Annotated in this window: 7 protein-coding genes; 5 read left to right on the top strand and 2 right to left on the bottom strand. The window is 70.1% G+C overall.

What is annotated here, in order from left to right:
* Window positions 1-2: 2 nt before the first annotated feature.
* From BJ987_RS04085 to pabB, 3 genes are all read left to right on the top strand, one after another.
* Window positions 3-602 (top strand): methyltransferase family protein, encoded by a 600-nt coding sequence (locus tag BJ987_RS04085; RefSeq protein WP_209884821.1) that lies wholly within the window; start codon window positions 3-5, stop codon window positions 600-602.
* A 178-nt stretch (window positions 603-780) separates the two neighbouring features.
* Complete coding sequence (locus BJ987_RS04080) at window positions 781-8979, top strand: SDR family NAD(P)-dependent oxidoreductase (protein WP_209884819.1); 8199 nt, start codon at window positions 781-783, stop codon at window positions 8977-8979.
* 45 nt (window positions 8980-9024) lie between these two features.
* Window positions 9025-11151, top strand: a complete 2127-nt coding sequence (gene pabB, locus BJ987_RS04075) for an aminodeoxychorismate synthase component I (RefSeq protein WP_209884817.1) — start codon at window positions 9025-9027, stop codon at window positions 11149-11151.
* A gap of 67 nt (window positions 11152-11218) precedes the next feature.
* Here the strand turns inward: pabB and BJ987_RS04070 are convergent, their stop codons facing one another.
* Together BJ987_RS04070 and BJ987_RS04065 are read right to left on the bottom strand one after the other, a co-directional pair.
* Entirely contained in the window at window positions 11219-13303 is a 2085-nt protein-coding gene (locus tag BJ987_RS04070; RefSeq protein ID WP_209884815.1) for an MMPL family transporter, read from the bottom strand.
* A 153-nt stretch (window positions 13304-13456) separates the two neighbouring features.
* Window positions 13457-14965, bottom strand: coding sequence for a flavin-containing monooxygenase (locus BJ987_RS04065; protein ID WP_209884813.1), 1509 nt, complete (start codon window positions 14963-14965; stop codon window positions 13457-13459).
* A 174-nt stretch (window positions 14966-15139) separates the two neighbouring features.
* On the opposite strand from BJ987_RS04065, the gene BJ987_RS04060 reads away from it, so the two are divergent.
* Both BJ987_RS04060 and BJ987_RS04055 read left to right on the top strand, forming a co-directional pair.
* On the top strand, window positions 15140-21700 hold the full coding sequence (locus tag BJ987_RS04060; RefSeq protein WP_209884811.1) for a type I polyketide synthase: 6561 nt from the start codon (window positions 15140-15142) through the stop codon (window positions 21698-21700).
* Window positions 21700-24822: a type I polyketide synthase gene (locus BJ987_RS04055; RefSeq protein ID WP_209884809.1), complete on the top strand. Its 3123-nt coding sequence runs from the start codon at window positions 21700-21702 to the stop codon at window positions 24820-24822. Before BJ987_RS04060 ends, BJ987_RS04055 begins: the two co-directional genes overlap by 1 nt.
* The last annotated feature ends 3 nt before the right edge of the window (window positions 24823-24825 follow it).

The raw sequence follows: 24825 nt of genomic DNA, 5'->3' as shown, positions 1-24825 counted from the left end.
CGATGGCATTCGACCGCCCGCTCGATATCGCGATAGTCGGCGCGATCAATGCCGCTCTGCTGCTGGTGATTTTCGGGCGCATTCTGGTCGGCGTCCGGTCTCGGTCACCCGAGCCGGCGGACGGCCCGCGCCGCGCAGACCCGGTCGTCGTGTGGGTGATTGTCGCCATGGCGCTCTACTACGTGGTTTTCGCCGCCTGGATTGTCCGTCCGGGTCTCGCCGGCCCGCTGCTCGTGGATCCGCGACCCTGGTCGGCGATCTCGGGAATCGTGCTCGCGGCGGCCTCGATTGCGCTGATCGTGTGGACCTTCCTGGTTTTCGGATCCTGGCGGCTGCGCGCCGAAATCGACGCGGACCATGAGCTGATGACCGGCGGGCCGTTCGCCTTGATCCGTCATCCGATCTATACCGGCGTCATCGGCGCCTACGCGAGCACGCTGCTGATGGTGCCCAGGGCCGGATTTCTCGTCGCGGTCCTGCTCATCGTGGTGACACATGATGTGCGAGCGCGCACCGAAGAGGGCGTGCTGCGCAAGGCGTTCGGCCAGCGGTATACGACCTACATCGATCACACCAAACGTTTCGTCCCGGCTCTCTACTAGCCGGGATCGAACCTCCCGCCGCGTAGTCGCGGCGGCTCCTCGCGTGCCCGCGCGCACCCCGTAGGGGTGCGTGGTCTAGGGGTGTCTCGGCATGAATTCCCCCGATAGAAGTTGAGGCCGGACCTGTAGGTCAGGCCGCGGCTGGGGTTGCCGGCATGCAACGCAAGGAGTTTCGTCGTTGACGCGCATCGATGTAGTTCGATCACTGTCGGATTCGATTTCCCGGAACGCGCGGTTGTGGCCCGGCAAGGTGGCCTTCGGTGATCGCCGCCGCGAGCTCACCTACGCCGAACTCGCGGAGCGGACCGCCCGCCTGGCCGGGCATCTCGCCGATCTGGGCGTAGCCCGCGGCGACCGGGTGGCGCTGAAACTCGGCAACACGGTCGAGATGGCCGAGGCCTATCTCGCGGTGTGGCGCGCCGGGGCGGTCGGGGTGCCGATCAACGCGCATTCCTCGCCGGCCGAGGTCGGCTGGATCCTCGCGGACAGCGGCGCCGCCGTCCTGATGACGACCTCGCACACGGCACGGGAGCTGGCCGGTGACTACCCCGGGCTGACGTTGATCGTCACCGAGCCGAGCCCGGAGTCCGAGCGGGGCATCGCCTTCGAGGATTTGGCCACCGGCGGCCCGGTATCTGCGGCGCGGGACGATCTCGGGCTCGATGATCTCGCCTGGATCCTGTACACCTCGGGGACCACGGGACGCCCGAAGGGCGTGCGGTCGACGCTGCGGCAATCGCTGTGGGGGACCCAGCACTGGTATGTCCCGGTGCTCGGGATGTCGCCGGAGGACCGGCTGCTGTGGCCGGTGCCGTTGTCGCATTGCCTGGGCCATCATCTCGGCGTGCTCGGGGTGGTGTCGGTCGGCTGCGGCGCGACCATCATCGACGGGTATTCCGGTGGCGTGGTGCTGGACGCGCTGGAGCGCTCCGGCGCGACCATCCTGGTCGGCGTTCCCACCTCCTTCCACCGGTTGACGCAGGCCGTGCGGGAAGGCGCCGCGCCGCCGCACCGGCTGCGGGCCGCGTTGACCGCCGGCGCCGTGGTCTCCGCGGAGCTGACCGCGAATGTGCAGGAGCTGCTGGGGATTCCGCTGCTCAACAACTACGGCTGCACCGAGGCGTGCGGTCCGATCGCGGCGATGGACCCGCCGGGCGGATCGGCGCGGCACGGGGTGGGTCGCGCGGTGGAAGGCGTGCGGGTGCGCATCGTCGACCCCGACACCGGACAGGACGTGGCGCCGGGCCTGGAAGGGGAGATCTGGATCAGCGGCCCGAACATGATGCTGGGCTACCACAATCAGCCGGACCAGACCGCTGAGGCCATGGTGGACGGCTGGTTTCGCACCGGCGATCTGGCGACCCGTGACGCGCAGGGCACCCTGAGCATTTCCGGCCGGATCAAGGAACTGATCATCCGGGGCGGGGAGAACATCCACCCGGCCCAGATCGAGGAGGTGGTGCGCGGTCTGCCCGGCGTCGCCGACGCGGCCGTGGTCGGGCAACCGCACGAGGTGTTCGGGGAAGTGCCGGCGGTGCTGGTGGTACTCGCGCCCGGTGGTCTGGACCTGGCCGCCTTCGTGGTCGGCTGCCGCCGGGCGCTGCCGCATGCGAAGGTGCCCACCGACGTCTTCGAGATCGCCGCGGTGCCGCGCACTCCGTCGGGGAAGATCGTCCGGCAGGCGCTGGCCGGACTGCCCCGGCGCTGGCTGGGCAGCTCCGACGGCGCCCGGGACATGTGGGCCGAGCTCGACTGGGTGCCGCGCCGGCCCGCCCGGCTCGCCCGAGCGTCGGCTGCCGAGCCGATTGTGTTGTCGCGCAGCGCATTACCGGTGGGCAGTGGTCCGGCGGCGGTCGTCGCGGCGGTGACCGCGCTGGAGGCCGATGTCCGGACCGCGCTCCAGGGACCGGCGACGGTGGTCGTGGTGACGCGCGACGGAAGTACCGCCCGCGCGGCCTGCGATCCCGGTCAGGCGGCGCTGTTCGGATCGGTCCGGAGCCTGCAAGCCAGGTACCCCGGCCGGATAGCGCTGATCGACATCGCCGGGGAGACGCCGGACACCGATGACACGGTCGTGCGCGCGATAGCCAGCGCCGAGGGCGACGACCAGCTCGTGGTTCGATCGGGTGACCTGGTCGAACCGCGCTTCGTCGGCGCTGGTCCGATCGCGCCGGGCGCGGTCGCCAGCGATCGGGCGGCGAACCTCGTCGTGCTCTCCGAACTGCCGGACGCCCGGCTGGTCGACCACCTCCGGCAGTGGTCCGACCACACCGGTGTGGTCTGCGTGGATTCCCTGGACGACATCGCCGATCAATTGGCGACGGACGGAAATGGTTCTGGCACAGCCGTATTCGGACGGCTGGGCGATGATCGTGCGCGGGCGATGACCCGGTTTTTGGACCTGTGCTCGTCGCTCGAGGCTCGGGAACACCCGACCCGGGTCCTGCTGGTCCTGGCCGAGGACCCCGAGGATCCGCAGGCGGTGCTCTCGGCCGCCGCGATCGGCTGGTACGAGGCGACCCTTCGCAATCCGCGGGTCGCGCGCGTCGTGCACGGCACCCTGTTGGTCTGCACCGGAAGTCCCGCGGATCTCGATCTGCCCGCGATCTTCGACGCGATGGCGCGCCGGGATACCCCGCCGGTGCTGTACATCGGGCGGAGCCCGGCCGACCGGGAATCCTGGGACCAGTCCGATGAGCGCACCCTGGCGGACCTGACCGCCGGATTGAACGAACGGACGCCCGCCGAGGCGCTGGCGGTGCTGACGCGGCTGGTGCGGGACGCGGTGGCCGCGGCCCTCGGCGATCAGCTCGTGGACGGTGCGGCGCTCGCACCCGAGATGTCCTTCAGGGACCAAGGTCTGACGTCGATCGGCGCGGTGCGCATCCGCAACGCCCTGGTCCGCGAAACCGGCCTGGACCTGCCGGTGACCGTAGCCTTCGACCATCCCTGCGCGCGGGAACTGGCGGAGCATCTGGCCCGGGTGATCGGTGTCGGCGAACACCCGGTCTCCGAGACGACCGAGACGACCGAGATGACCGGCGATCAGGACAGCGCACTGTCGGACCCGGTGGCCATCATCGGGATCGGCTGCCGTTTCCCGGGTGGCATCGATTCCGCCGACGCGCTGTGGGATGTGGTCGCCGAGGGACGCGACGTGCTCGGCGCGTTCCCGGCGGACCGTGGCTGGCACGCCGAGGAACTGGACTTCGACACGGGCGGATTCCTCGCCGGCGCCGCCGATTTCGACGCCGAGTTCTTCGGGATCAGTCCGCGCGAGGCCCGGTCGATGGATCCGCAGCAGCGGGTGCTGCTGGAAGTGGCGTGGGAAGCGATCGAGCACGCCGCCCAGGATCCCGCGGCCCTGCGCGGGTCGGACACCGCCGTGTTCATCGGCGCGATGTATCAGGACTACACCGCCGAGAACCGTGACCGGGTCGGCGTGGCGGGGCTGTCCGGCGTGCTGTCCGGGCGGCTGGCCTACACCCTCGGGTTGCTGGGTCCGGCGGTCACCGTCGATACGGCCTGCTCGTCGGGTCTGGTGGCGATTCATCAGGCGGCGCAGGCGCTGCGGTTGCGGGAATGTTCGCTCGCGCTCGCCGGTGGCGTGACGATCATGTCCACACCGAGCGTATTCGCCGAATTCGATCGGCAAGGCGGGCTGGCGGGCGACGGGCGGTGCAAGCCGTTCTCGGCCGCGGCGGACGGCACCGGATTCGGTGAGGGCGCGGCGGTCCTGCTGCTGGAACGGCTCTCCGACGCGCATCGGCACGGGCATCGGGTGCTGGCGGTGATCCGCGGTTCGGCGCTGAACCAGGACGGCAGGTCCAATGGCCTGACCGCGCCCAGTGGGCCCGCCCAGCAGCGGGTCATCCGGCGGGCGCTGGCCGATGCGGGCGTACCCGCCGGGGAGGTCGACGTGGTCGAGGCGCACGGTACCGGCACGACTCTCGGTGACCCGATCGAGGCGCAAGCGCTGCTGGCCACCTATGGTCGGCATCGGCCGGCGGGCGCGCCGCTGTGGCTGGGCTCGGTGAAGTCGAACATCGGTCACACCCAGGCGGCCGCGGGGTTCGCCGGCGTCATCAAGATGGTCATGGCGATGCACCACGAGCTGGTGCCGCCGACCCTGCATGTGGATCGGCCGACGCCCCATGTGGATTGGTCGAGCGGCACCATCCGGCTGGCGAGCGAAGCGCGGCCGTGGCCGCGGGCGAGCCGGCCGCGCCGGGCGGGGGTGTCCTCGTTCGGTATCGGAGGGACCAACGCGCACCTGATCCTGGAGGAGCCCGGCGCGTCCGCCGAAGCGGCGCGCGGTACCGAATCCGTTGGGCTGGAGCCCATTCCATGGGTGCTGTCCGGCCGGAATCGGGCCGCGCTCGCGGCGCAGGTGACGCGGCTGACGGACTTTCTCGACCGTGTCCCGGAACTGGATCCGGTGGACGTCGGCTACTCGCTGCTGACCACGCGCACGCTGTTCGAGCATCGGATAGTGGTGTACGGCCGCGACCGGGACGAGTTGTGCGACGGACTGGCCACGGTGGCGAAAGACCTGACCGCACCGGGCTGGGCACCGGAACCGGTGGACCTGGACGCCGCCTGGCTCGATTCGTGCACCCGGGCCGGCGCCCGCCGAATCACCCTGCCGACCTATCCCTTTCAGCGCGAACGGTATTGGACCTCGCCGACTGCCGGAGCGGCGGGGATCGCGGCCGCCGGCTTGTCGGTGCCGGAACATCCCTTGCTGGGTGCGATGGTCGATATCGCCGCCGACGGCGGGTTGCTGCTCGCCGGGCGATTGTCGGCGGCGCGCCAGCCGTGGCTGGCCGAGCACCGGATCCAGGATCGGGTGTTGCTGCCCGCGAGCGCGTTGCTGGAGTTGGCTTTACACGCGGGCGCGCGAGTGCGGCGCGAGCGCCTGACCGAGTTGGTGCTCAGCGCGCCCTTGGTGCTTCCGGCACAGGGTTTCGTCGAGTTGCAGGTCGCGGTGAGTGGTGCGTCGGCCGCCGGCGAATGCCGGGTGAGCATCTTCTCGCGGCAGGATGCGGACCACTCGGACGCGGAGTGGACCACGCATGCCACCGGCACCCTGGTGGCCGCCGACCCGCTGCCGCCGCCGCCCGAGACCGAGCCCTGGCCGCCGCCGGGTGCCGAGCCTCTGACCAGGCCGGATCACTACGACCTGGTCTGGGCTCAGGGATATCAGTACGGTCCCGCCTTCCGCGGCTTGGGCCGGGTGTGGCGGCACGGCGCGGAAATCCTCGCCGAAGTCGCACTGCCGGAACAGATCCGGGCCCACGCGACCGAGTTCGGAGTGCATCCGGCATTGCTCGACGCGGCGTTGCAGGTCATCGCCGCCGCCGAAGCGGAGGCGCCGGGCGCGGCGATGCGGTTGCCGTTCGTGTGGGAGGGTGTGCAGCTGTTTTCCGGCGGCCCGGCAGCCCTGCGGGTCCGGCTGCGGCCCCTGGGTGGCGATCGTTTCGAGCTGTCGCTGTCGGACCCGCAGGGCCGACCGGTGGCGCGGGTGGACGCGGTGGGTCTGCGTCCGGCCGCACGCGAACAGTCCCTTTCGGGTGCCGGGCGGCTCTACGAAATGACGTGGGTACCCGCCGGCCCGACGACCGCCGCGAGTGGTGAGTGGTCGTCGGAGGAGACGTTCGAACGGTTCGCCGGTGCGGGCCGGTCGGCGGTCGTCCTGCGCTGCGCGGAAACGGATTCGGCTGCCGGTGTGCCCGCCGCGGTGCGCGAACGGGTCGAGCGGATCCTGGCCCGGGTCCAGGCGTTGCTGGCCCGGGACGCCGCCACGATCGTGGTGGTGACGCAAGGGGCCGTGGCCGTCGGCGACGCCGGAACGATAGACGACCTCGCCGGCGCGGCGGTGTGGGGGCTGCTGCGCAGCGCGCAGAACGAATACCCCCGCCGGATCATCCTGCTGGATGTCGATGAGCCGTCGCGGTACCGCGACGCCGTCGCCTCCGTGCTGGACGCCGGTGAACCGTATCTCGCGTTGCGCGACAACGTGTTCCATGTGCCGCGGCTGGATCGGCACGGCGACGGCACGGTCGGCGCGGCAGAGCTGTTCCGCACCGGCGACTGGCGTCTGGTCCATCGCGGCGCGGGCACCTGCACCGGCGAGAATCTGGTGCTCGCAGCTGGTTCCGGCCCGGCCGAGCTGGCGCCGGGCCAGGTGCTGGTCGAGTTGCGGGCGACCGGACTGAATTTCCGTGACGTGCTGATCGTGTCCGGGATGTACCCGGACAGCAGCACCCCGCTCGGCGGCGAGGGCGCCGGGATCGTGCGGGCGGTGGCCGCCGACGTGACCGACCTGCGGCCCGGTGATCGCGTCCTGGGTCTGTTCCCCGGGATGGGGTCCACCATGGTCGCCGATCGCCGGGCACTGGCCCCGATGCCGCCGGGATGGTCCTTCGCCCAGGCCGCCTCGGTGCCGGTGGTGTTCGCCACCGCCTACTACGCGCTGGTCGACCTCGCCGGAGCGGCCGGTGGCGAGTCACTGCTGGTGCACGCGGGCACCGGCGGGGTGGGCATGGCGGCCGTGCAGCTGGCCCGCCATCTCGGCCTGGAGCTCTACGCGACGGCGAGCACTCCGAAGTGGGATGTGTTGCGGCAGATGGGGATCGAGCAGGACCGGATCGCCGATAGCCGCACCGCCGCCTTCGAGAGCGTGTTCCGCGCGGCCACCGGGGGGCGCGGGGTCGACATCGTGCTGGATTCGCTGACCGGGGATCGCGTCGACGCGTCGCTGCGATTGCTGCGCCCGGGCGGGCGCTTCATCGAAATGGGCGTGGCGGATCTCCGCGACCCGGATGAGGTCGCCGCCCGGTATCCGGGCGTACGGTACCGCCACTTCTTGCTGATGGAGGCCGGATTGGATCGCATCCAGCAGATTTTCACCGAGCTGATGGCGCTGTTCGGCCGGGGTGTGCTGGCACCGCCGCCGCTGACCGCGTGGGATGCTCGCTACGCCCCGCAGGCCCTGCGGTTCCTGCGGAAAGCGCGGCACGTGGGCAAGCTCGTGCTGACGATCCCGCCGCCGCTGCACCCGGACGGCACCGTCCTGGTGACCGGCGCGGCCGGTGGTCTTGGCGCCCGCTTGGCCCGGCATCTGGTGAGCGCGCACGGTGTGCGGCGCCTGCTGCTCACCAGCCGTCGCGGCCCGGATGCGCCCGGCGCCGATCGGCTGGCCGCGGACCTGCGGGCGCTCGGCGCACGGGTGGACCTCGTGGCCTGCGACGTCGGCGACCGGGCGGCGCTGGCGAAGTTGCTGGCCGATGTCCCCGCGGCGCACCCGCTGACCGCGGTCGTGCACGTGGCCGGCGTCGTCGAGGACGCCTCGTTCCTGGCCCAGACTCCGGAGCGGGTAGCGGCGGTGTTCGGGCCGAAGGTGGACGCCGCCTGGAATCTGCACGAGGCGACCCGCGACCTGGATCTGTCCGCGTTCGTGCTGTATTCGTCGATCGCCGGTGTGCTGGGTACGCCGGGCCAGGCGAATTACGCGGCGGCGAACAGTTTCCTGGACGCGCTGGCCGTGCGCCGCCGCCGCGCCGGGTTGCCCGCCACCGCCCTGGCCTGGGGGCTGTGGGACAGCCCCACCGGGATGGCGGGACGGCTCGCGGATCGGGACAAGGCCCGGATCCGCCGGGACGGCATCCTCGGCCTGTCCGACGCCGACGGGCTCGCCCTAGTGGACCGGGCGCTGGCGTTCGGACCGGCCTGCGCGGTCGCGGCGCGGTTCGATCTCGCCGCGTTGACCGCCCGCGCCTCGGGATCGTCGCTGCCGGCGGTGTTGCAGGGGCTGGTCTCGGTCCCGGCCGCCGCCGCGGCCGATGCGGGCAAGCTCGAATCGCGGTTGGACGGGAAGCCGGCCAGCGAACGAGAACGGCTGGTACTGGACGTGATTCGCGAGCACGCCGCCGCGGTGCTCGGACACCGCGGCTCGGGCGCGGTCGCCGCGGACGCGCAGTTCAACGACCTCGGCTTCGATTCGATCGGGTCGGTCGAGTTCCGCAATCGCCTGCGCGCGGTGACCGATGTGACGATCCCGACCACGGTGGTCTTCGACTACTCCTCACCCGCGGCGCTGGCGCGCCACATCAGCGACACGATGGGCGGCGGGCAGAACGGAACCGCCGGATTGTTGTCGCTCGTCGAGGAATTGGGTGCGCGGATCGTCGCGGCGGACGTGGCCCGCACCGATCTGGGCGCGGTCGCGCTGCGGCTCGGCGAGCTGCTCGGCCGCCTCGAGGAAGCCGGCAACGCAGGCGAGCAGCCCGCGGGCGCGGAGCTGGCCGCAGCCGACGACGCGACCCTCTTCGAATTCATCGACCAGTGGCACGGGTCGGCGCGACCGAACCAGTGACGGCCGCCGAAGTCCACGAGTAACCGAACAAGAGCCGGAGCTGATATGCGGACGCTACTCATCGACAACTACGACTCCTACACCTACAACCTCTTTCAGCTGATGGCGGCGGTCTACGGCTGCGAACCCGTGGTCTACACCAACGACGACGAGGCGCTGCGCACGATTGCACCCGGCGAGTTCGACGCCCTGGTGATCTCGCCTGGTCCGGGCACCCCGAGCACGCCGCGCGATATCGGGATGAGCCTGGATCTGATCCGCCGCACCGGGCTTCCGGTGCTCGGCGTGTGCCTGGGTCATCAGGCACTGGCCTACGTCGCGGGCGCGGAGGTGGTGCGCGCTCCGGCGCCGCGGCACGGTCACCTGGAACAGATCCGGCACAGCGGTGCCGACCTGTTCGCCGGCATTCCCCAAGATTTCACGGCCGTGCGGTATCACTCGCTGTGTGTCGAATCGCCGTTGCCGCCGGAACTGGAGGTCACCGCGTGGTCGGCCGACGGCGTGGTGATGGGTTTGCGGCACCTGCGGGAGCCGTGGTGGGGAGTGCAGTTCCATCCGGAGTCGATCGCCACCGAGCACGGTGCGCGGCTGCTGGAGAACTTCCGGGCGCTGGTGGGTGCGGACAGCGACGGTACCGCGCTGGGGCCCAGCGACTTTCGCGCGGAAACGAACGCCGTGCCCGCGCTACCCGCGGCGCGCTGGCGGGTCGAACATCGGCGGATCGACGGTGCGGTCGATACCGAGCGGGTGTACCGCACGCTGTTCGCGAACGCCGCGCACTCGTTCTGGCTGGACAGCAGCCGCGTCGAGCCAGGTTTGTCGCGCTTCTCCTATCTGGGTGCGGCCGACGGCCCGCTCGGCGAAACCCTCACTTATGACGTGGCTTCGGGCGTGGTGGGCGTGCGCGCCGCCGGCGGTGCGACGCGGACCGAGCAGGGCTCGGTGTTCGAGGTGCTGGATCGGCGTCTCGCCGAGCGCGCCTTGCCGCCGACCCCGGAGTTGCCGTTCGACTGCACCGGCGGTTACGTCGGTTACTTCGGTTATGAACTGAAAGAGGAGTGCGGGTCGCCCAACAAGCATGTGTCGTCGTATCCGGACGCGCTGTGGATGTCGGCCGACCGCCTCGTCGTCGTCGATCACGAGGACGACAGCACCTGGGTGGTCACGATGTTCCCCGATGAGCCGCGTGCCGCCGGGCGCGCCGGGCACTGGCTCGCGCAGACCACGCAACGGATCTCCGGGTGGTCGGCCGCCGAGGGCACGCCCCCGAGATCGGCGGTGCTGGGATTCGACCCGGAACCGTGGCTGGTGCAATCCCGGGAAACCTACGAGCACAACGTCGAGCAGTGCATTGATCAGTTGCACGCGGGGGAGAGCTACGAAATCTGCCTGACCACCATGGTGGAGGCGCCGTTTCGCGGCGACCCGCTGGAGCTGTACTGCCGGCAGCGCCGCACCAACCCGGCACCGCACGCGGCCTACCTGCGATTCGGCGAACTGCACGTGCTGTGCTCCTCGCCGGAACGCTTCCTGCGGGTCTCGCCGGAACGCGTGGTGGAGTCCAAGCCGATCAAAGGCACCGCCGCGCGCGATCACGATCCGCACGTCGACCTGGCCCTCGCGCGGGAACTGGCCGGCAGCGCCAAGACTCGTGCGGAGAACCTCATGATTGTCGACCTGCTGCGCAACGATCTGGGCCGGGTCTGCGACATCGGCAGTGTGTCGGTGCCGGGGTTCATGCGGGTGGAGTCCTACGCCACGGTGCACCAGCTGGTGTCGACCATTCGCGGCCGGTTACGACCCGAAGTAAGCGTGATCGCCGCGCTGCGGGCCTGCTTCCCCGGCGGTTCCATGACCGGAGCGCCGAAGCTGCGGTCGATCGAGATCACCGACGAACTGGAGACGCAGGCCCGCGGCATCTACTCGGGCACACTCGGTTTCCTGGCTGCCAACGGCACCGCGGACCTCAACGTCGTCATCCGCACCGCGGTCATCCACGACGGTCTGCTGCGGGCCGGCGCGGGCGGCGCGGTCCTGCTGGATTCGGATGCCGCCGCGGAGTTCGACGAGATGATGCTCAAGGCGGAATCGGCGTTGCGGTCGGTGGCCCCGGAAGACGTTCGCACCGACAAGGCCGGGGAGTCCACCTACCCGTCCGGCGTCCCGGCCTGACCCGGTGACGAACCAGCGCTCCCGCACCCCCTCCGGAAGAGGGTGTGCGGGAGCGCTTCTCGTCGGATCAGGAACTCGAACTGTCGGCGGACTCGAGCAGCCCGTGCTGTTGCGCGGGAGTGCGGACCCGCGAGTGGCCGGCGCGAGCCATGATGGCGGCGAGCGGCCCGGGGGCCCACCAGTTGGCTCGGCCCATGAGTTTCACGCTGGCCGGGACCAGCAGCATGCGCACGATGGTGGCATCGATGAGCAGGCCGACGATGACGCCGACACCGATCAGCCGGATCATGGTCAGCGAGGTCAGCGAGAAGGCCACGGTCACCGCGACCAGCAGGAACGCCGCTGCCGTGACGACTCGGCCGGTGTGGGCGATGCCGTTGCGGATCGCCGTGTCGGTGTCGTCGCCGTCGACGTGCGATTCGACCATCCGCGACAACAGGAACACCTCGTAATCGCTGGAGAGCCCGAACACCAGCGTCGAGAGCATCAGCGCGATCGGCGCGAACATCGGGCTGGGCGTGATGTCCAGCAATCCCGCCCCGTGGCCGTCGACGAAGATCCACGTCAGCACCCCGTAGGTGGCGCCGAGGCTGATGGCGGCCATCAGCACCGCCTTCACCGCCAGCACCACCGACCCGAAACTCAGCAGCAGCACCAGGAAGGTGGCCAGCACCATGAATCCCAGCATCGCCGGGATCCGCTCTTTGGTGGCGGCGATGCCGTCCTGGGAAACCGCCGTGGTACCACCGACTTTCAGTGCCGTCCCCGGCTCGGTGGCGATGGCGCGCAACTTGTCGACGGTCTGTTGCGCGGCCGGGCTGCGTTCGGCGTCGGTCAACCGGGCGTAGATCACCCCGGAGTCGGGGCCGCCCACCGCTTCCACCCGGAAGACACCGGGCACGCGTTCGGCCGCGCGAGTGATCGCGGCGACTTCCGACGCGCTCGCCGGCGTCCCGTCCGCATGCTGGGCAAGGATTTTCGCGCCGGTGCGGGCCAACGGGAAGTCGGCGTAGAACTGATCCATCGTGACGCGCGCCTGCGCACCGCTGGGTAGCCCGTTGTGGTCGACGTCGCCGATCTTGATGCCGGACAGCGGCAGCAGGCAGACCGCCAGCACCGCCGTCACCGCGGCGAACACCGCGACGGGCCGCCGCAGCACCCGGTCGGCGAAGTTGCCCCAGAAGGTCACCGATCGCTGCTCGACCCGGTCGATGACTCCGCGCCGCCACGCCAGGGCGTTGATCCGCGGCCCGAGCAGCAGCAAGGTGGCGGGTAGCACGGTCAGGCACACCACCACCGCGATCGTCATCGCCGCGAGCCCGCCGTAGGCCAGGGAGCGGATCAACGCCAGATCGAAGAACATCATGCCGATCGACCCGCAGGCCAGCAGCACCGCCGAGGTGGCGACGGTGCGACCGGCGGTGACCATCATCGCGCGGACCGCGTCCTCGGTGCTGCTCCCGGCGCGCAGCTCCTCCCGGAACCGGCTGACCATGAAAAGGCTGTAGTCGACGGCCAGACCCAGCCCGATCAGCGACGCGGTGTTGGCGGCGAAGGCGGAGACCTCGGTCCACTGCTGCAGCATGCGCAACGCGAAAAACGCACCGAGCAGCGACAATCCCGCCGCCGCGAGCGGCACCGCGGCGGCGACGAAGCCACCGAACACGAACAGCAGCAGGATCAGCATCAGCGGGAACGACACCAGTTCGGCGCGCACCACATTGGTCAGCACTTCCTGGTTGTACGCGTCGGCGACCGCCGCGATACCGCCGAAGCGGACCTCGACGCCGGGGATCCGCAGGTGATCGCGAACATCGAGGTAGGTGCGGATTCTGGCGTCCTCGTCACCGGAGAACGCGAAGGTCGCCAGACCGGTGCTGCCGTCGGTGGAGCGGAACGCCAGCTTGGTCAGGTCCGAATTCGGGATGGACCAGTAGGTCCGCGGCGTGGCGACCATCCGATCCGGGGGGATGTGCTCGAGGGATGCCGCCACCGCCGGCCCGAGTGCGTCCAGCGACTGACCGGATTGCGGGCGGTACAGGACGATGAGGTCGCTGGCATCGATGCGGCCGAAATGTTGCTCGACATATTCGTCGACGTAGGTGGATTCGCTGTCCGGGTCGGTGAATCCACCCAGACTGAGATGGTTCATCACCCCCAGGCCCCAAATTCCCGCGCCTATAATCGCGACTACCACAAACGCTAGAATCGCACGCGGGCGTGCGATGAGAATGTTTCCCCACCAGTGGATCATGGCGGTAATCCTAACTGAAATAGCCGTACAGGGAACGGGTTTGGCGGCGACTCAGTCTTCCGCTATTTCGCCGACGCGGGCAGGGTGCGCGGGGGTGCTGATGTGATAATTCGCGAGGTCCGGAATGCGTTGCATCATCGTGCGATGCGCACGAGGAGTGAAGGGCCACAGATCGGGGCTGCCGTCGGCGCCCAGATACCAGCTCTGGCAACCGCTGGTCCACACCGTATTCGGCATGGCCGCGCGGATTTTCGCGTTATACTCCTCGGCCGCCGCCCGGGTCGGCTCGACGGTGCTGAGTTCGCCGTTGCTCCAGCGCTGCAACCAGCCGACGATGTGCTGCGCCTGCCATTCGGCTACCACGGTCAGCGGAAAATTTCCCACCGGACTGTTCGGGCCCAACATCAGGAAAACATTCGGGAATCCCGGCAGCGCCACGGTTTCGAATGCGTTCGGACCGGATTCCCATTCTTCGTGGATGGTTCGGCCATGGGTGCCGATCAAATTCATGGGACGCATATAGCTGCGTGGGTCGAACCCGGTCGCGAGCACGATGACATCGAGTTCGTGCAGCGTGCCGTCCGCGGTGACGATCCCGCGCGGCTCGACGCGCTCGATCGCGTCGGTGACCACCGAGACATCCGGTCGCTGCACCGCGCGGTAGAACTTGGTCGACACCACGATGCGCTTGCACAGCGGCACGTAGTCGGGAGTCAGTGCCCGGCGCAGGTCGCGATCGCGGACCCGGCGCAGGTTGGCCCGGCAGATCCAGGCGGCGGCGGTGCGCCGCCATCCCGGGTTGATCACGGCGTCGAACAGGAATTCGCAACTGAAATGGATGGTCCGGTAACTGAGCCGGTCCAATACCGGATACCGCCGGCGCAACCATCGGGCGATATCGAAGTACCGGGGATTCGGCACCGGCAGCATCCACTGAGCGGTCCGCTGGAACAGGGAGAAGTGCGCGGCCTTTCCGGCCAGCGCGGTCGTCAGCTGCACGCCCGTCGAGCCGGTGCCCACCACGCCCACCCGGCGGCCCACCAGCTCCGCGCTGTGATCCCAGCGCGCGGAATGAAATATCGAACCGGCGAAACTCGCCATGCCGGGCAGCTCGGCGATATGCGGATTGTGTTGAATTCCGGTCGCGCACACGACGAAATCGAAAATCTCCACACCGTCGTCGGTGCGCACGGTCCAGGCGGTGCCGTCGAATTCAGCCGAACGGACTTCGGTATCGAATCTGATATGTGGTTCGAGATTGTGCCGATGGGCGACGTCGGTCAGGTATCGGTCGATTTCCGCACCGGGTGAGAAGAAGCTGGACCATTCCGGATTGGGCGCGAAACTGAACTGGTAGATACGGGACGGCAGATCGCAAGTCAATCCCGGATAGGTATTGTCACGCCAGACTCCGCCGATCGCGGAAGTTTTCTCGAATACCGTGAAATCGGTGAACCCGGCACGCTGCAATGTGATCGCCATACAGATACCCGACATGCCGGCCCCGATGACCGCGATCCGCGGTAAACGCGAGTGGCCCGGGGAACGCGATGAGGTCATGGTAGCCGAGGCTAAGGGCCCTGGTACGCGGCGTCAACGGATCCCGTTGCAGCGGCTGGTAATTGCCGAGTAATCAGGCACGTCGAAATAGTCGCAGACTCGAGGATTACCGGGCAATTACACGGGTGTCCGTAGCCTTTTCCGAAAAGCACACGAATTAGAGGTCGGTATCCCATGGCGAACGAAGAAGAGCTCCGCAAATACCTCAAGCGAGCAGCGACCGAGTTGCAGACCACCCACCAGCGCCTGCAGGAGACGGTGGCGCGGGCGAACGAGCCGATCGCGATCGTCAGCATGGCCTGCCGATTCCCCGGCGGCGTGGCCTCGCCCGAGGACCTGTGGGATGTCGTGGCGCAGGGCCGCGACCTGGTGTCGGGCTGGCCGACCGATCGGGGCTGGGATCTGAACACCTACGACCCGGACCCGGAGAAAGAGGGCACCTCGTACGTGCGTGACGGCGGATTCCTCTATGACGCCGCCGATTTCGATGCCGCGTTCTTCGGGATCAGCCCCCGCGAGGCGATGGCGATGGATCCGCAGCAGCGGTTGCTGCTGGAGTCCGCGTGGGAGGTGTTGGAGCGTGCGGGCATCGACCCGGCGACGCTGCGCGGCTCCGACACCGGCGTATTCGCCGGACTGATCTCCACTCCTTACGGACCGGCTATCACCGGCGACCGGGAAGGGCTCGGCGCGCTGTTGCTGACCGGGCGCACCTCCAGCGTCGCTTCCGGCCGGATCGCTTACACGCTCGGCTTGGAAGGCCCCGCCGTCACGCTGGACACGGCGTGCTCCTCGTCGTTGGTGGCGATGCACCAGGCGGTGCAGTCGCTGCGCACCCGGGAGTCGAGCCTGGCCCTGGCCGGCGGCGTGTGCGTGTTCGCGACCACCGAAGCCTTCGTGGGCTTCTCGGCGCAGCGGGGGTTGTCAGCCGACGGGCGCTGCAAGTCCTACGCGTCGGCCGCGGACGGCACCTCCTGGGGCGAGGGCGTCGGCATGGTACTGCTGGAACGCCTTTCGGACGCGCGCCGCAACGGTCACCCGATTTTGGCGGTGATCCGCGGCAGCGCGGTGAACCAGGACGGCGCCTCCAACGGGCTCGTCGCGCCGAACGGCCCGGCCCAGCAGCGAGTGATCCGCCAGGCCCTGGCCAACGCCGGCGTGCCCGCCGCCGAGATCGACCTGGTGGAGGGCCACGGGACCGGCACCGCCCTGGGCGATCCGATCGAGGCGCACGCCCTGCTCTCGACCTACGGCGCCGAGCGCCGCGACGGCAACCCGTTGTGGCTGGGCTCGATCAAATCGAATATGGGCCACACCCAGGCCGCTGCCGGTGTCGCGGGCGTCATCAAACTGGTCAAGGCCATGGAGCACGGCGTCATGCCGCCGACCCTGCACGTCGACGAACCGTCCAAGCATGTGGACTGGACGGTCGGCGAAGTGCGGCTGGTGACCGAGTCGCGGCCCTGGTCGCGCAACGGCCGTCCGCGCCGGGCCGCGGTCTCCTCCTTCGGCATCAGCGGCACCAACGCCCATCTGGTGCTGGAGCAGTACACCGAACCCGACTCCGAGCCGGCCGAGGTCATCGAACCCACCGCGACTCCGATGCCGCTGATCCCGTGGCTGCTCTCGGCGCGCTCCCCGGAGGCGCTGACGGCGCAGGCGGAGCGGCTCAGCGCGCACGCGCAGGCGAATCCCGATCTGGCACCGCTGGATATCGGGCTGTCGCTGAGCGCGAGCCGAGCCACCTTCGAGCATCGCGCGGTGATCCTGGGCCGCGACCGCGCCGAATTGCTCGACGGCGTACAAGCTTTGGCCACCGGCGTGCGCACCGACGCGGTCGTGACCGGCGTCGCCGGTTCGGTGACCAAGACGACGCTGCTCTTCCCCGGCCAGGGCGCGCAACGGGTCGGCATGGGCCGGGAGCTGATCGCCGCCTACCCGGTGTACGCGGCGGCCTTCGACGAGGTCTGCGCCCACTTCGACGGCGCTTTCGACACCCCGCTACGCGCGGTGATCCTCGCCGAGCCGGACAGCCCCGAGGCCGAGCTGCTGGATCAGACCGCCTACACCCAGGCGGCCCTGTTCACGGTCGAGGTCGCGCTGTACCGCCTGACCGAATCCTGGGGACTGCGCACCGATTACGTGATCGGTCACTCCATCGGGGAGATCACCGCGGCCTATGTCGCGGGGGTGTGGTCACTGGCCGACGCCTGCAAACTGGTCGCGGCCCGCGGCCGGCTGATGCAGTCGCTGCCCACCGGCGGGGCGATGGTCGCGGTGGCGGCGCCGCTGGAACAGGTCCGGCCCTTGCTCGCCGGGCACACCGACGAGGTGAGCATCGCCGCCGTCAACGGCCCGAACGCCGTAGTGGTCTCCGGCGTCGCCGAGTCCGTGGCGCGGATCGTGGAAACCCTTGCCGGACAGGGAATCCGCACCAAGCAGCTGCGCGTCAGCCACGCGTTCCACTCGCCGCTGATGGACCCGATCCTGGAAGAATTCCGGGCGGTCTGCGCGAGCCTGACCCCCCTGACGCCGACGCTCGGCGTCATCTCCAACCTCACCGGGCAGCTGGCCGACACCGCCGATCTGCACTCCGCGGACTACTGGGTCCGGCATCTGCGGGAGCCGGTGCAGTTCCTGGCGGGTGCGCAGTGGGCGCGCCGCCACGGCGGCTCGAAAGTCTTCGTCGAGGTCGGACCCGGCGCCGCGCTCAGCGCGATGACCCAGGACTGCGTCGCCGACACGGACTGGGACGACATCACCGTGGTGCCGGTACTCCGGCCGCAGCGCGACGAGCTGACCGGTTTGCTCACGGCGCTGGCCACCGCGCACGGCGCCGGCGCTTCCGTCGGCTGGACGGCGGCGCTCACGGCGGCGGGTGCGCGTCGAGTCGTCCTGCCCACCTACCCGTTCCAGCGCAAACGCTACTGGCTGGACTGCCCGCTCGGCGGCGGGAATATCCGGGACGCGGGCCTGGGCACGAGCGAGCATCCGCTGCTCGGGGCGACGGTGACACCGGCGCAGGGCGGCGGGCTGCTGCTCACCGGCAGGCTGTCCCAGCACACCCACCCGTGGCTGGCCGAGCACACCATCAGCGGATCGGTGCTGCTGCCCGGCACCGCGTTCGTCGAATTGGCCTTGCACATCGGCGATCTGCTGGACTGCCCGCAGGTGGACGAGCTGATTCTGCAGGCACCGCTGGTCCTGCCGGCTACGGACGGCGTGGAGGTGCAGATCGTCGCGGCCGCTCCGCAGGAGTCCGGCGAGCGATCGGTGTCGATCTACTCGCGGCCCGCGACGGTGGCCGAGGACTTCGGGGCCGAGAGCACCTGGACCTGTCACGCGGTGGGTGTGCTCGCGCCGGCCACCGAACAGGTGCCCGCCGATGACCTGGCGCCCTGGCCGCCGGTCGGCGCGGTGGCGATTGCGGTGACCGAGCTCTACGAGAACTTCGCCGGTATCGGTTACGAGTACGGGCCGCTGTTCCGCGGGCTGCGCGCCGCCTGGTCGCTGGGCGGGGAAGTGTTCGCCGAGATCGCCCTGCCCGCCCAATCGCATTCGGAAGCAGCGCGTTTCGGGCTGCACCCGGCACTGCTCGACGCCGCGCTGCATGCGATGGCGTTCACCGGTGACGCGGAAAGCGCCGGTGCCGGGGAGATCCGGCTGCCCTTCGCGTGGGAGGGCGTCGCACTGCACGCGGTCGGCGCCACCACCGTGCGGGTGCGCGTGACGCCGGACGGCGCCGATCGGATCGGCCTGGTCCTGACCGACCCGTCCGGCCGGGCGGTGGCCACCGTGCAGGCGCTGACGGTCCGCGCGGTGTCGATGGATCAGCTGCGCGGCAGCACGGCGAGCTCGGACGAATCGCTGTTCGCACTGGGCTGGGTGCCGGTGACGCGACCGGAGACCGCCCCGGCCGAGGGGGCGTGGACGGCGTTGCCGGACAACGCCTCCGAGGAAGATTCGGTCCGCGCCGAGGTCGCGTCGTCGTCCACTCTGCACGTGGAGCAGTACGAAGGCGGCGGACGCACGGCGATCGTCCTGCGGCTGACCGCCGACGCCGACGGCTCCGCCGCGGAGGTGGTGCGTGAGCGCGTGTCCGAGGTCCTGACCCGCGTCCAGACGCTGCTGGCGAGCGGAACCCCGGACACCCCGCTGGTGGTGGTCACCCGGCGGGCGGTGGCGGTGCACGGCGCCGAGGACATAGCGGATCTCGCGGCCGGCTCGATCTGGGGCATGCTGCGCAGCGCCCAGAACGAGAACCCGGGCCGGATCATGGTCGTCGACGTCGACGACTGGACGCACTATCGGGACGCGGTCGCGGTGGCGCTGGCGGTGGACACCGAACCGCAACTGGCGGTCCGTGCGACGGCACTGCACGCGCCGCGCGTGGGCCGGGCGGGAGCCGACACCGTCGGTGCGGCGGCACTCACCGGCACGACGGACTGGGCGCTCACCGCGCTCGGCACCGGCGCCCTCAGCGGGGACAACATGGTTCTCACCCCGGTCGAGACCTTCGGGCTGGGGCCGGATCAGGTGCGGGTCGCGGTGCGCGCCACCGGCATGAACTTCCGCGACGTGCTGATCGTGCTCGGCATGTACCCCGACCCGAACGCCCCGATCGGCGGCGAAGGTTCCGGCGTGGTGCTGGAAGTCGGGTCCGAGGTCACCGAATTCGCGCCGGGCGACCGGGTGATGGGCCTGTTCGCCGGGGTGGGCTCCACCGTGGTGACCGACCGCCGCACCCTCGTCCCGATGCCCGCCGGATGGTCGTTCGCGCAAGCCGCCGCGGTACCCGCGGTGTTCGCCACCGCCTACTACGCCCTGGTGGATCTGGCTCAGGTGCAGGCCGGGGAGACCCTGCTCATCCACGCCGCCACCGGCGGCGTCGGTATGGCCGCGGTGCAGTTGGCCCGGCATCTCGGCGTGGAACTACTGGTCACCGCGAGCACCCCGAAATGGCCGGTGCTCAAGGCCCAGGGCTTCGACGAGGACCAGATCGGCAACACCCGGACCACCGAGTTCGAGGCGAAGTTCATGGCCACGACCGACGGTCGAGGAGCGGACGTGGTGCTGGACTCGCTGGCCGGTGACATGGTCGACGCGTCGCTGCGGCTGCTGCCGCGCGGCGGGCGCTTCGTCGAGATGGGCTTGACCGATCTGCGCGATCCCGACGAGGTCGCGGCCGCCCATCCCGGGGTCTGGTACCGCAACTTCGTTCTGATGGAGGCGGGCGCGGACCGGTTGCACGAGATCATGCTCGAGCTGGTCCGCCTGTTCGAAGCCGGAGCGCTGACCACCCTGCCCGTGACCACCTGGGATGTGCGCCGGGCGCCGGAGGCGTTCCGGTTCCTGGGCTCCGCGCGCCACATCGGCAAGAACGTCCTGATGATCCCCAGCGCGCTCGACCCCGAGGGCACGGTGCTGATCACCGGTGGCACCGGATCGCTGGGCGGCCTGGTCGCCCGGCACCTGGTCGCCAGGTACGGCGTCCGGCATCTGCTGTTGGTGAGCAGGCGTGGCGCGCAAGCGGATTCGGCGCGCGAACTGGCCGAGGAACTCACCGCGCAGGGCGCGCGGGTCAGCTTCGCCGCCTGCGACGTCGCCGACCCCGCCGCCCTGTCGGCGGTGCTGGCCGGCATCGAGACCGCCCATCCGCTGACCGCCGTGGTGCACACCGCGGGTGTGATCGACGACGCGCTGTTCATCGGCCAGACTCCGAAGCACATCGAAGCCGTGTTCCGGTCCAAGGCCGACGCCGCGTGGAACCTGCACGAGGCGACGCGTGAGCTCGACCTGTCGCTGTTCGTGCTGTTCTCGTCGGTGGCCGGCGTCTTCGGCTCACCCGGTCAGGCGAACTACGCGGGGGCCAACGCCTTCCTGGACGCGCTGGCCCAGCACCGGCACACGCTCGGCTTGCCGGCGACGTCGCTGGCCTGGGGTCTGTGGGAACGTGCCACCGGGATGACCGAGCACCTCACCGCCCAGGACCGCGCCCGGATCCATCGGGAGGGCTTCCTCCCGATCTCCGACGAGGAGGGGCTGGCCCTGCTCGACTCGGCGCTCACCCTGGGGCAGGCCACCGCCGTGCCCGCCAAGATCGACGTCGCGACCCTGCGCAAGAACATCGACGATCTGCCGGCCACCTTGCGCGCGGTGGTGCGGGCCGGCCGGCGGACCGCCGACGGCGGGTCGGTCGAGTCCTCGAAGCTGGTGGCGAGCCTGATCGGGAAGAGCGAAACCGAACAGGAGCGGCTGATCCTGGAGATCATCCGAGCGCACGGGGCCGCGGTGCTGGGGCACGATTCGCCCGAGGCGGTTGGCGTCGACCAGCCGTTCATGGACCTGGGTTTCGATTCGCTCAGCGCCGTGGAATTCCGGAACCGGCTCAAATCCTCGACCGGAGCGAAGCTGCCGACCACCGTCGTGTTCGACTATCCGACGCCGGGCGCGCTGGCGGGGTACCTGCGCCAGCAGATCGCCCCGGCCGACGACCGTCCGGCGCGGATCGTGGCGCAGATCGACGCGCTGCGCGGTGTCTGCGCCGACGTCGAACTCGACCGCTCGGAGCTCGACGACATCACCGCCAGGCTGACCGAACTGCTCCGCACACTGCGCGGCGAAGAAGCCGACGAGGTCCTGACCAGCTTGGACAGCGCCGACGACGACGAGCTGTTCGACTTCATCGACAAGCCGCGCTCGGCCGCGGCTTACGGTGCGGCGGGCTCGATCTGATGGCGACCGAGGCGGAGCTTCGCAAGTACCTGAAGAAGGCGGCGCGCGAACTCCACGAAAGCCAGCAGCGCGTAAGGGAATTGGACGCGAGACTGTCCGAGCCCATCGCGATCGTCGGCATCGGCTGCCGCTTCCCGGGTGGGCTGCGCGCACCCGAGGAGCTGTGGCAGGCCCTGGCGCAGGGCCGGGATCTGATGTCGGACTTCCCGAACGATCGAGGCTGGGATCTCGACGCGTTCTACGATCCGGACCCGGACGCGGATTTCGCGTCCGAGGTGCGGACCGGCGCGTTCATCGCCGACGCGGGCGGGTTCGACGCGGGGTTCTTCGGGATCAGCCCGCGCGAGGCCCGGTCGATGGATCCGCAGCACCGGCTGCTGCTGGAGGTCGCCTGGGAGGCGATCGAACGGGCCCGGATCGATCCGACCTCGTTGCGCGGCAGCGCGACCGGTGTCTACATCGGGATGAACGATCAGGGCTACGCGCTCACCGACCCCGAGTCGTGGGCCGGCGGGCTGAGCTACACCCTGACCGGCAACGCGCCGGCCGTCGCGTCGGGCCGGATCTCCTACCTGTTCGGATTCGAGGGTCCCGCGGTCACTTTGGACACGGCGTGCTCGTCGTCACTGGTGGCGTTGCATCAGGGCGCGCAGGCGCTGCGGTCCGGCGAATGCGCGCTGGCGCTGGTCGGCGGGGTGACGGTGATGGCGACCGCCGCGCCGTTCTCGATCTTCTCCCGGCAGCGGGCGCTCGCTCCGGACGGGCGGTGCAAAGCGTTCGCCTCCGGCGCCGACGGCACCGCCTGGGGTGAGGCCGCCGGGCTGCTGCTGATCGAAAGACTGTCCGACGCACGCAAGAACGGGCATCCCGTGCTCGCCGTGGTGCGCGGTTCCGCGGTGAACCAGGACGGCGCATCCAACGGGCTGACCGCGCCCAGCGGCCGGGCCCAGCAGCGCGTCATCCGGCAGGCGCTGGCCAACGCCCGGCTCTCGCCCCTGGACATCGACGTCGTCGAAGGGCATGGCACCGGCACCGTTCTCGGGGACCCGATCGAGGCGCAGGCGCTGCTGGCGGTGTACGGCCACGATCGGCCCGAGGAGTCACCGCTGTGGCTGGGCTCGATCAAGTCGAATATGGGGCACACCCAGACCGCCGCCGGGGTCGCCGGCCTGATCAAGGCGGTCCTGGCGATGCGGGCGGGCACCGTGCCCGCGACCCTGCATGTCGACGAGCCGTCGACGCACGTCGACTGGACGGTGGGCCCGGTCCGGCTGGCCGGCGCCGCGCAGCCCTGGCCGCGGACCGGGCGGCCCCGGCGGGCGGCGGTGTCCTCGTTCGGCATCAGCGGTACCAATGTGCATGTCGTCCTGGAGCACGATCCGGAGTCGACGGCCGAAACACCCGATCGCCCAACCGATCCGGCTGTACTCACGCAACCGTGGGTGCTGTCGGCGAAATCGCCGGGCGCGCTGCGCGACCAAGCCGTCGCGCTGCGTGAGGCCCTGGTGGCGAATCCGGATCGCGCGCTGGCCGACATCGGATACTCGCTGGCCGCGACCCGCGCGACATTCGAGCACCGTGCGGTGCTGATCGCGGACAGTCGCACCGATTTCGCGGCGGGTCTGGCCGCGGTGGCGCAGGACGCGTTCGCGCCGGCCACGGTGCAGGGCCGGGCGCGCCAACGCGGCCGGCTCGCCGTCGTGCTGCCCGGTCAAGGCAGCCAGATGCTGGGGATGGGCAGCGAACTCTACGACCGGTTCCCGGTTTTCGCGGCCGCCTTCGACGAGCTGTGCTCCGCCTTCGACGCCCATCTCGACGGCTCCCTGCGCGAGGTGATCTTCGGCTCGGCCGGCACTCTGCTGGACCGCACCGACTACACCCAGCCCGCACTGTTCACCGTCGAGGTGGCCCTGTTCCGTCTGCTCGAGTCCTGGGGCGTACAACCGGATTTCGTGCTCGGGCACTCCGTAGGCGAACTGGCCGCCGCGCATATCGGCGGCGTCCTGTCCCTGCCCGACGCGGTCGCCGTGGTGGCCGCGCGCGGCCGTCTCATGCAGGCGCTCCCGCCGGGCGCCATGGTCTCGGTGCGGGCCTCGTTCGAGGAGGTGACCGCCGCGCTGGCCGAATACGCCGACCAGGTGGCGGTGGCGGCGGCGAACGGCCCCAATTCGACGGTGATCTCCGGCGCCGAGGACGCGGTGCTGGCGGTGGCGCGCGGCTGGCGCGAACGTGGGCGAAGGATCAAGCGGCTCAAGGCCGAGCGAGCCTTCCACTCGCCGCAGCTGGACAGCATGCTGGCCGAGTACGCGGCGGTGCTCGGGGCGGTGCGGCTGCGGGACTCGAGCATCCCGCTCGTCTCCAATGTCACCGGGGTACTCGCGACCGCGGCGGAACTTCAGTCGCCCGCCTACTGGGTGCGGCAGGCGCGCGAACCGGTCCGATTCGGCGACGGCGTCCAGTTCCTGCTGGCCTCGGGGGTCACGACGCTGCTGGAGGTCGGGCCGGGCGAGGTGCTGTCCGGGCTGAGTCACGAGTGCATGACCGACGCGGCCTGCGCGGCGATCCCCGTCATGCGCGGCGTCGACCAGCAGGAGCGCGGCCTGCTGCGGGCGCTGGCCGGCGCGTGGACGCGGGGGGTTCCCGTGCGGTGGGCCGCGACGTTCGCCGATTCCGGCGCCCGCGCCGTCGACCTGCCCACCTACCGATTTCAACGGCGCAACTACTGGAGCGGAAGCTCCGAGGAGGAGCAGGACACCACCGGCTCCGCGGGCGAGTTCGACATTCGATCGCGCGAGCAGGCTGCCGAGGCACTGCGCGCCGGCCTGCTGGAGTTGCCGGACACGGCGCAGGTCGATGCGGTGCTGACGCTGGTGAAGTCCCAGATCCGGGAAATACTCATCGATTTGGCCGACGACGAGATCGATGTGGAGGCGACCATCCTCGAGGTCGGCCTCACCTCCCTGTCGGCGCTGGAATTGCGCAGCCGCCTGGTGGTGCTCACCGGCATCGGGCTGTCCCTGGAGGACCTGTTCACCCATCCGACCGCACGCGCCCTCGCCGAACTGATCCGCGACCGCGCCCTGGAGACCGTCGGCGATGAGAACGCGCTGATCAAACTATGAGGA

The organism is Nocardia goodfellowii (assembly GCF_017875645.1).
Classification (GTDB): Bacteria; Actinomycetota; Actinomycetes; order Mycobacteriales; family Mycobacteriaceae; genus Nocardia; species Nocardia goodfellowii.
Note: the sequence above shows the minus strand (reverse complement) of the source record. Positions and strands in the feature narration are given on the sequence as shown.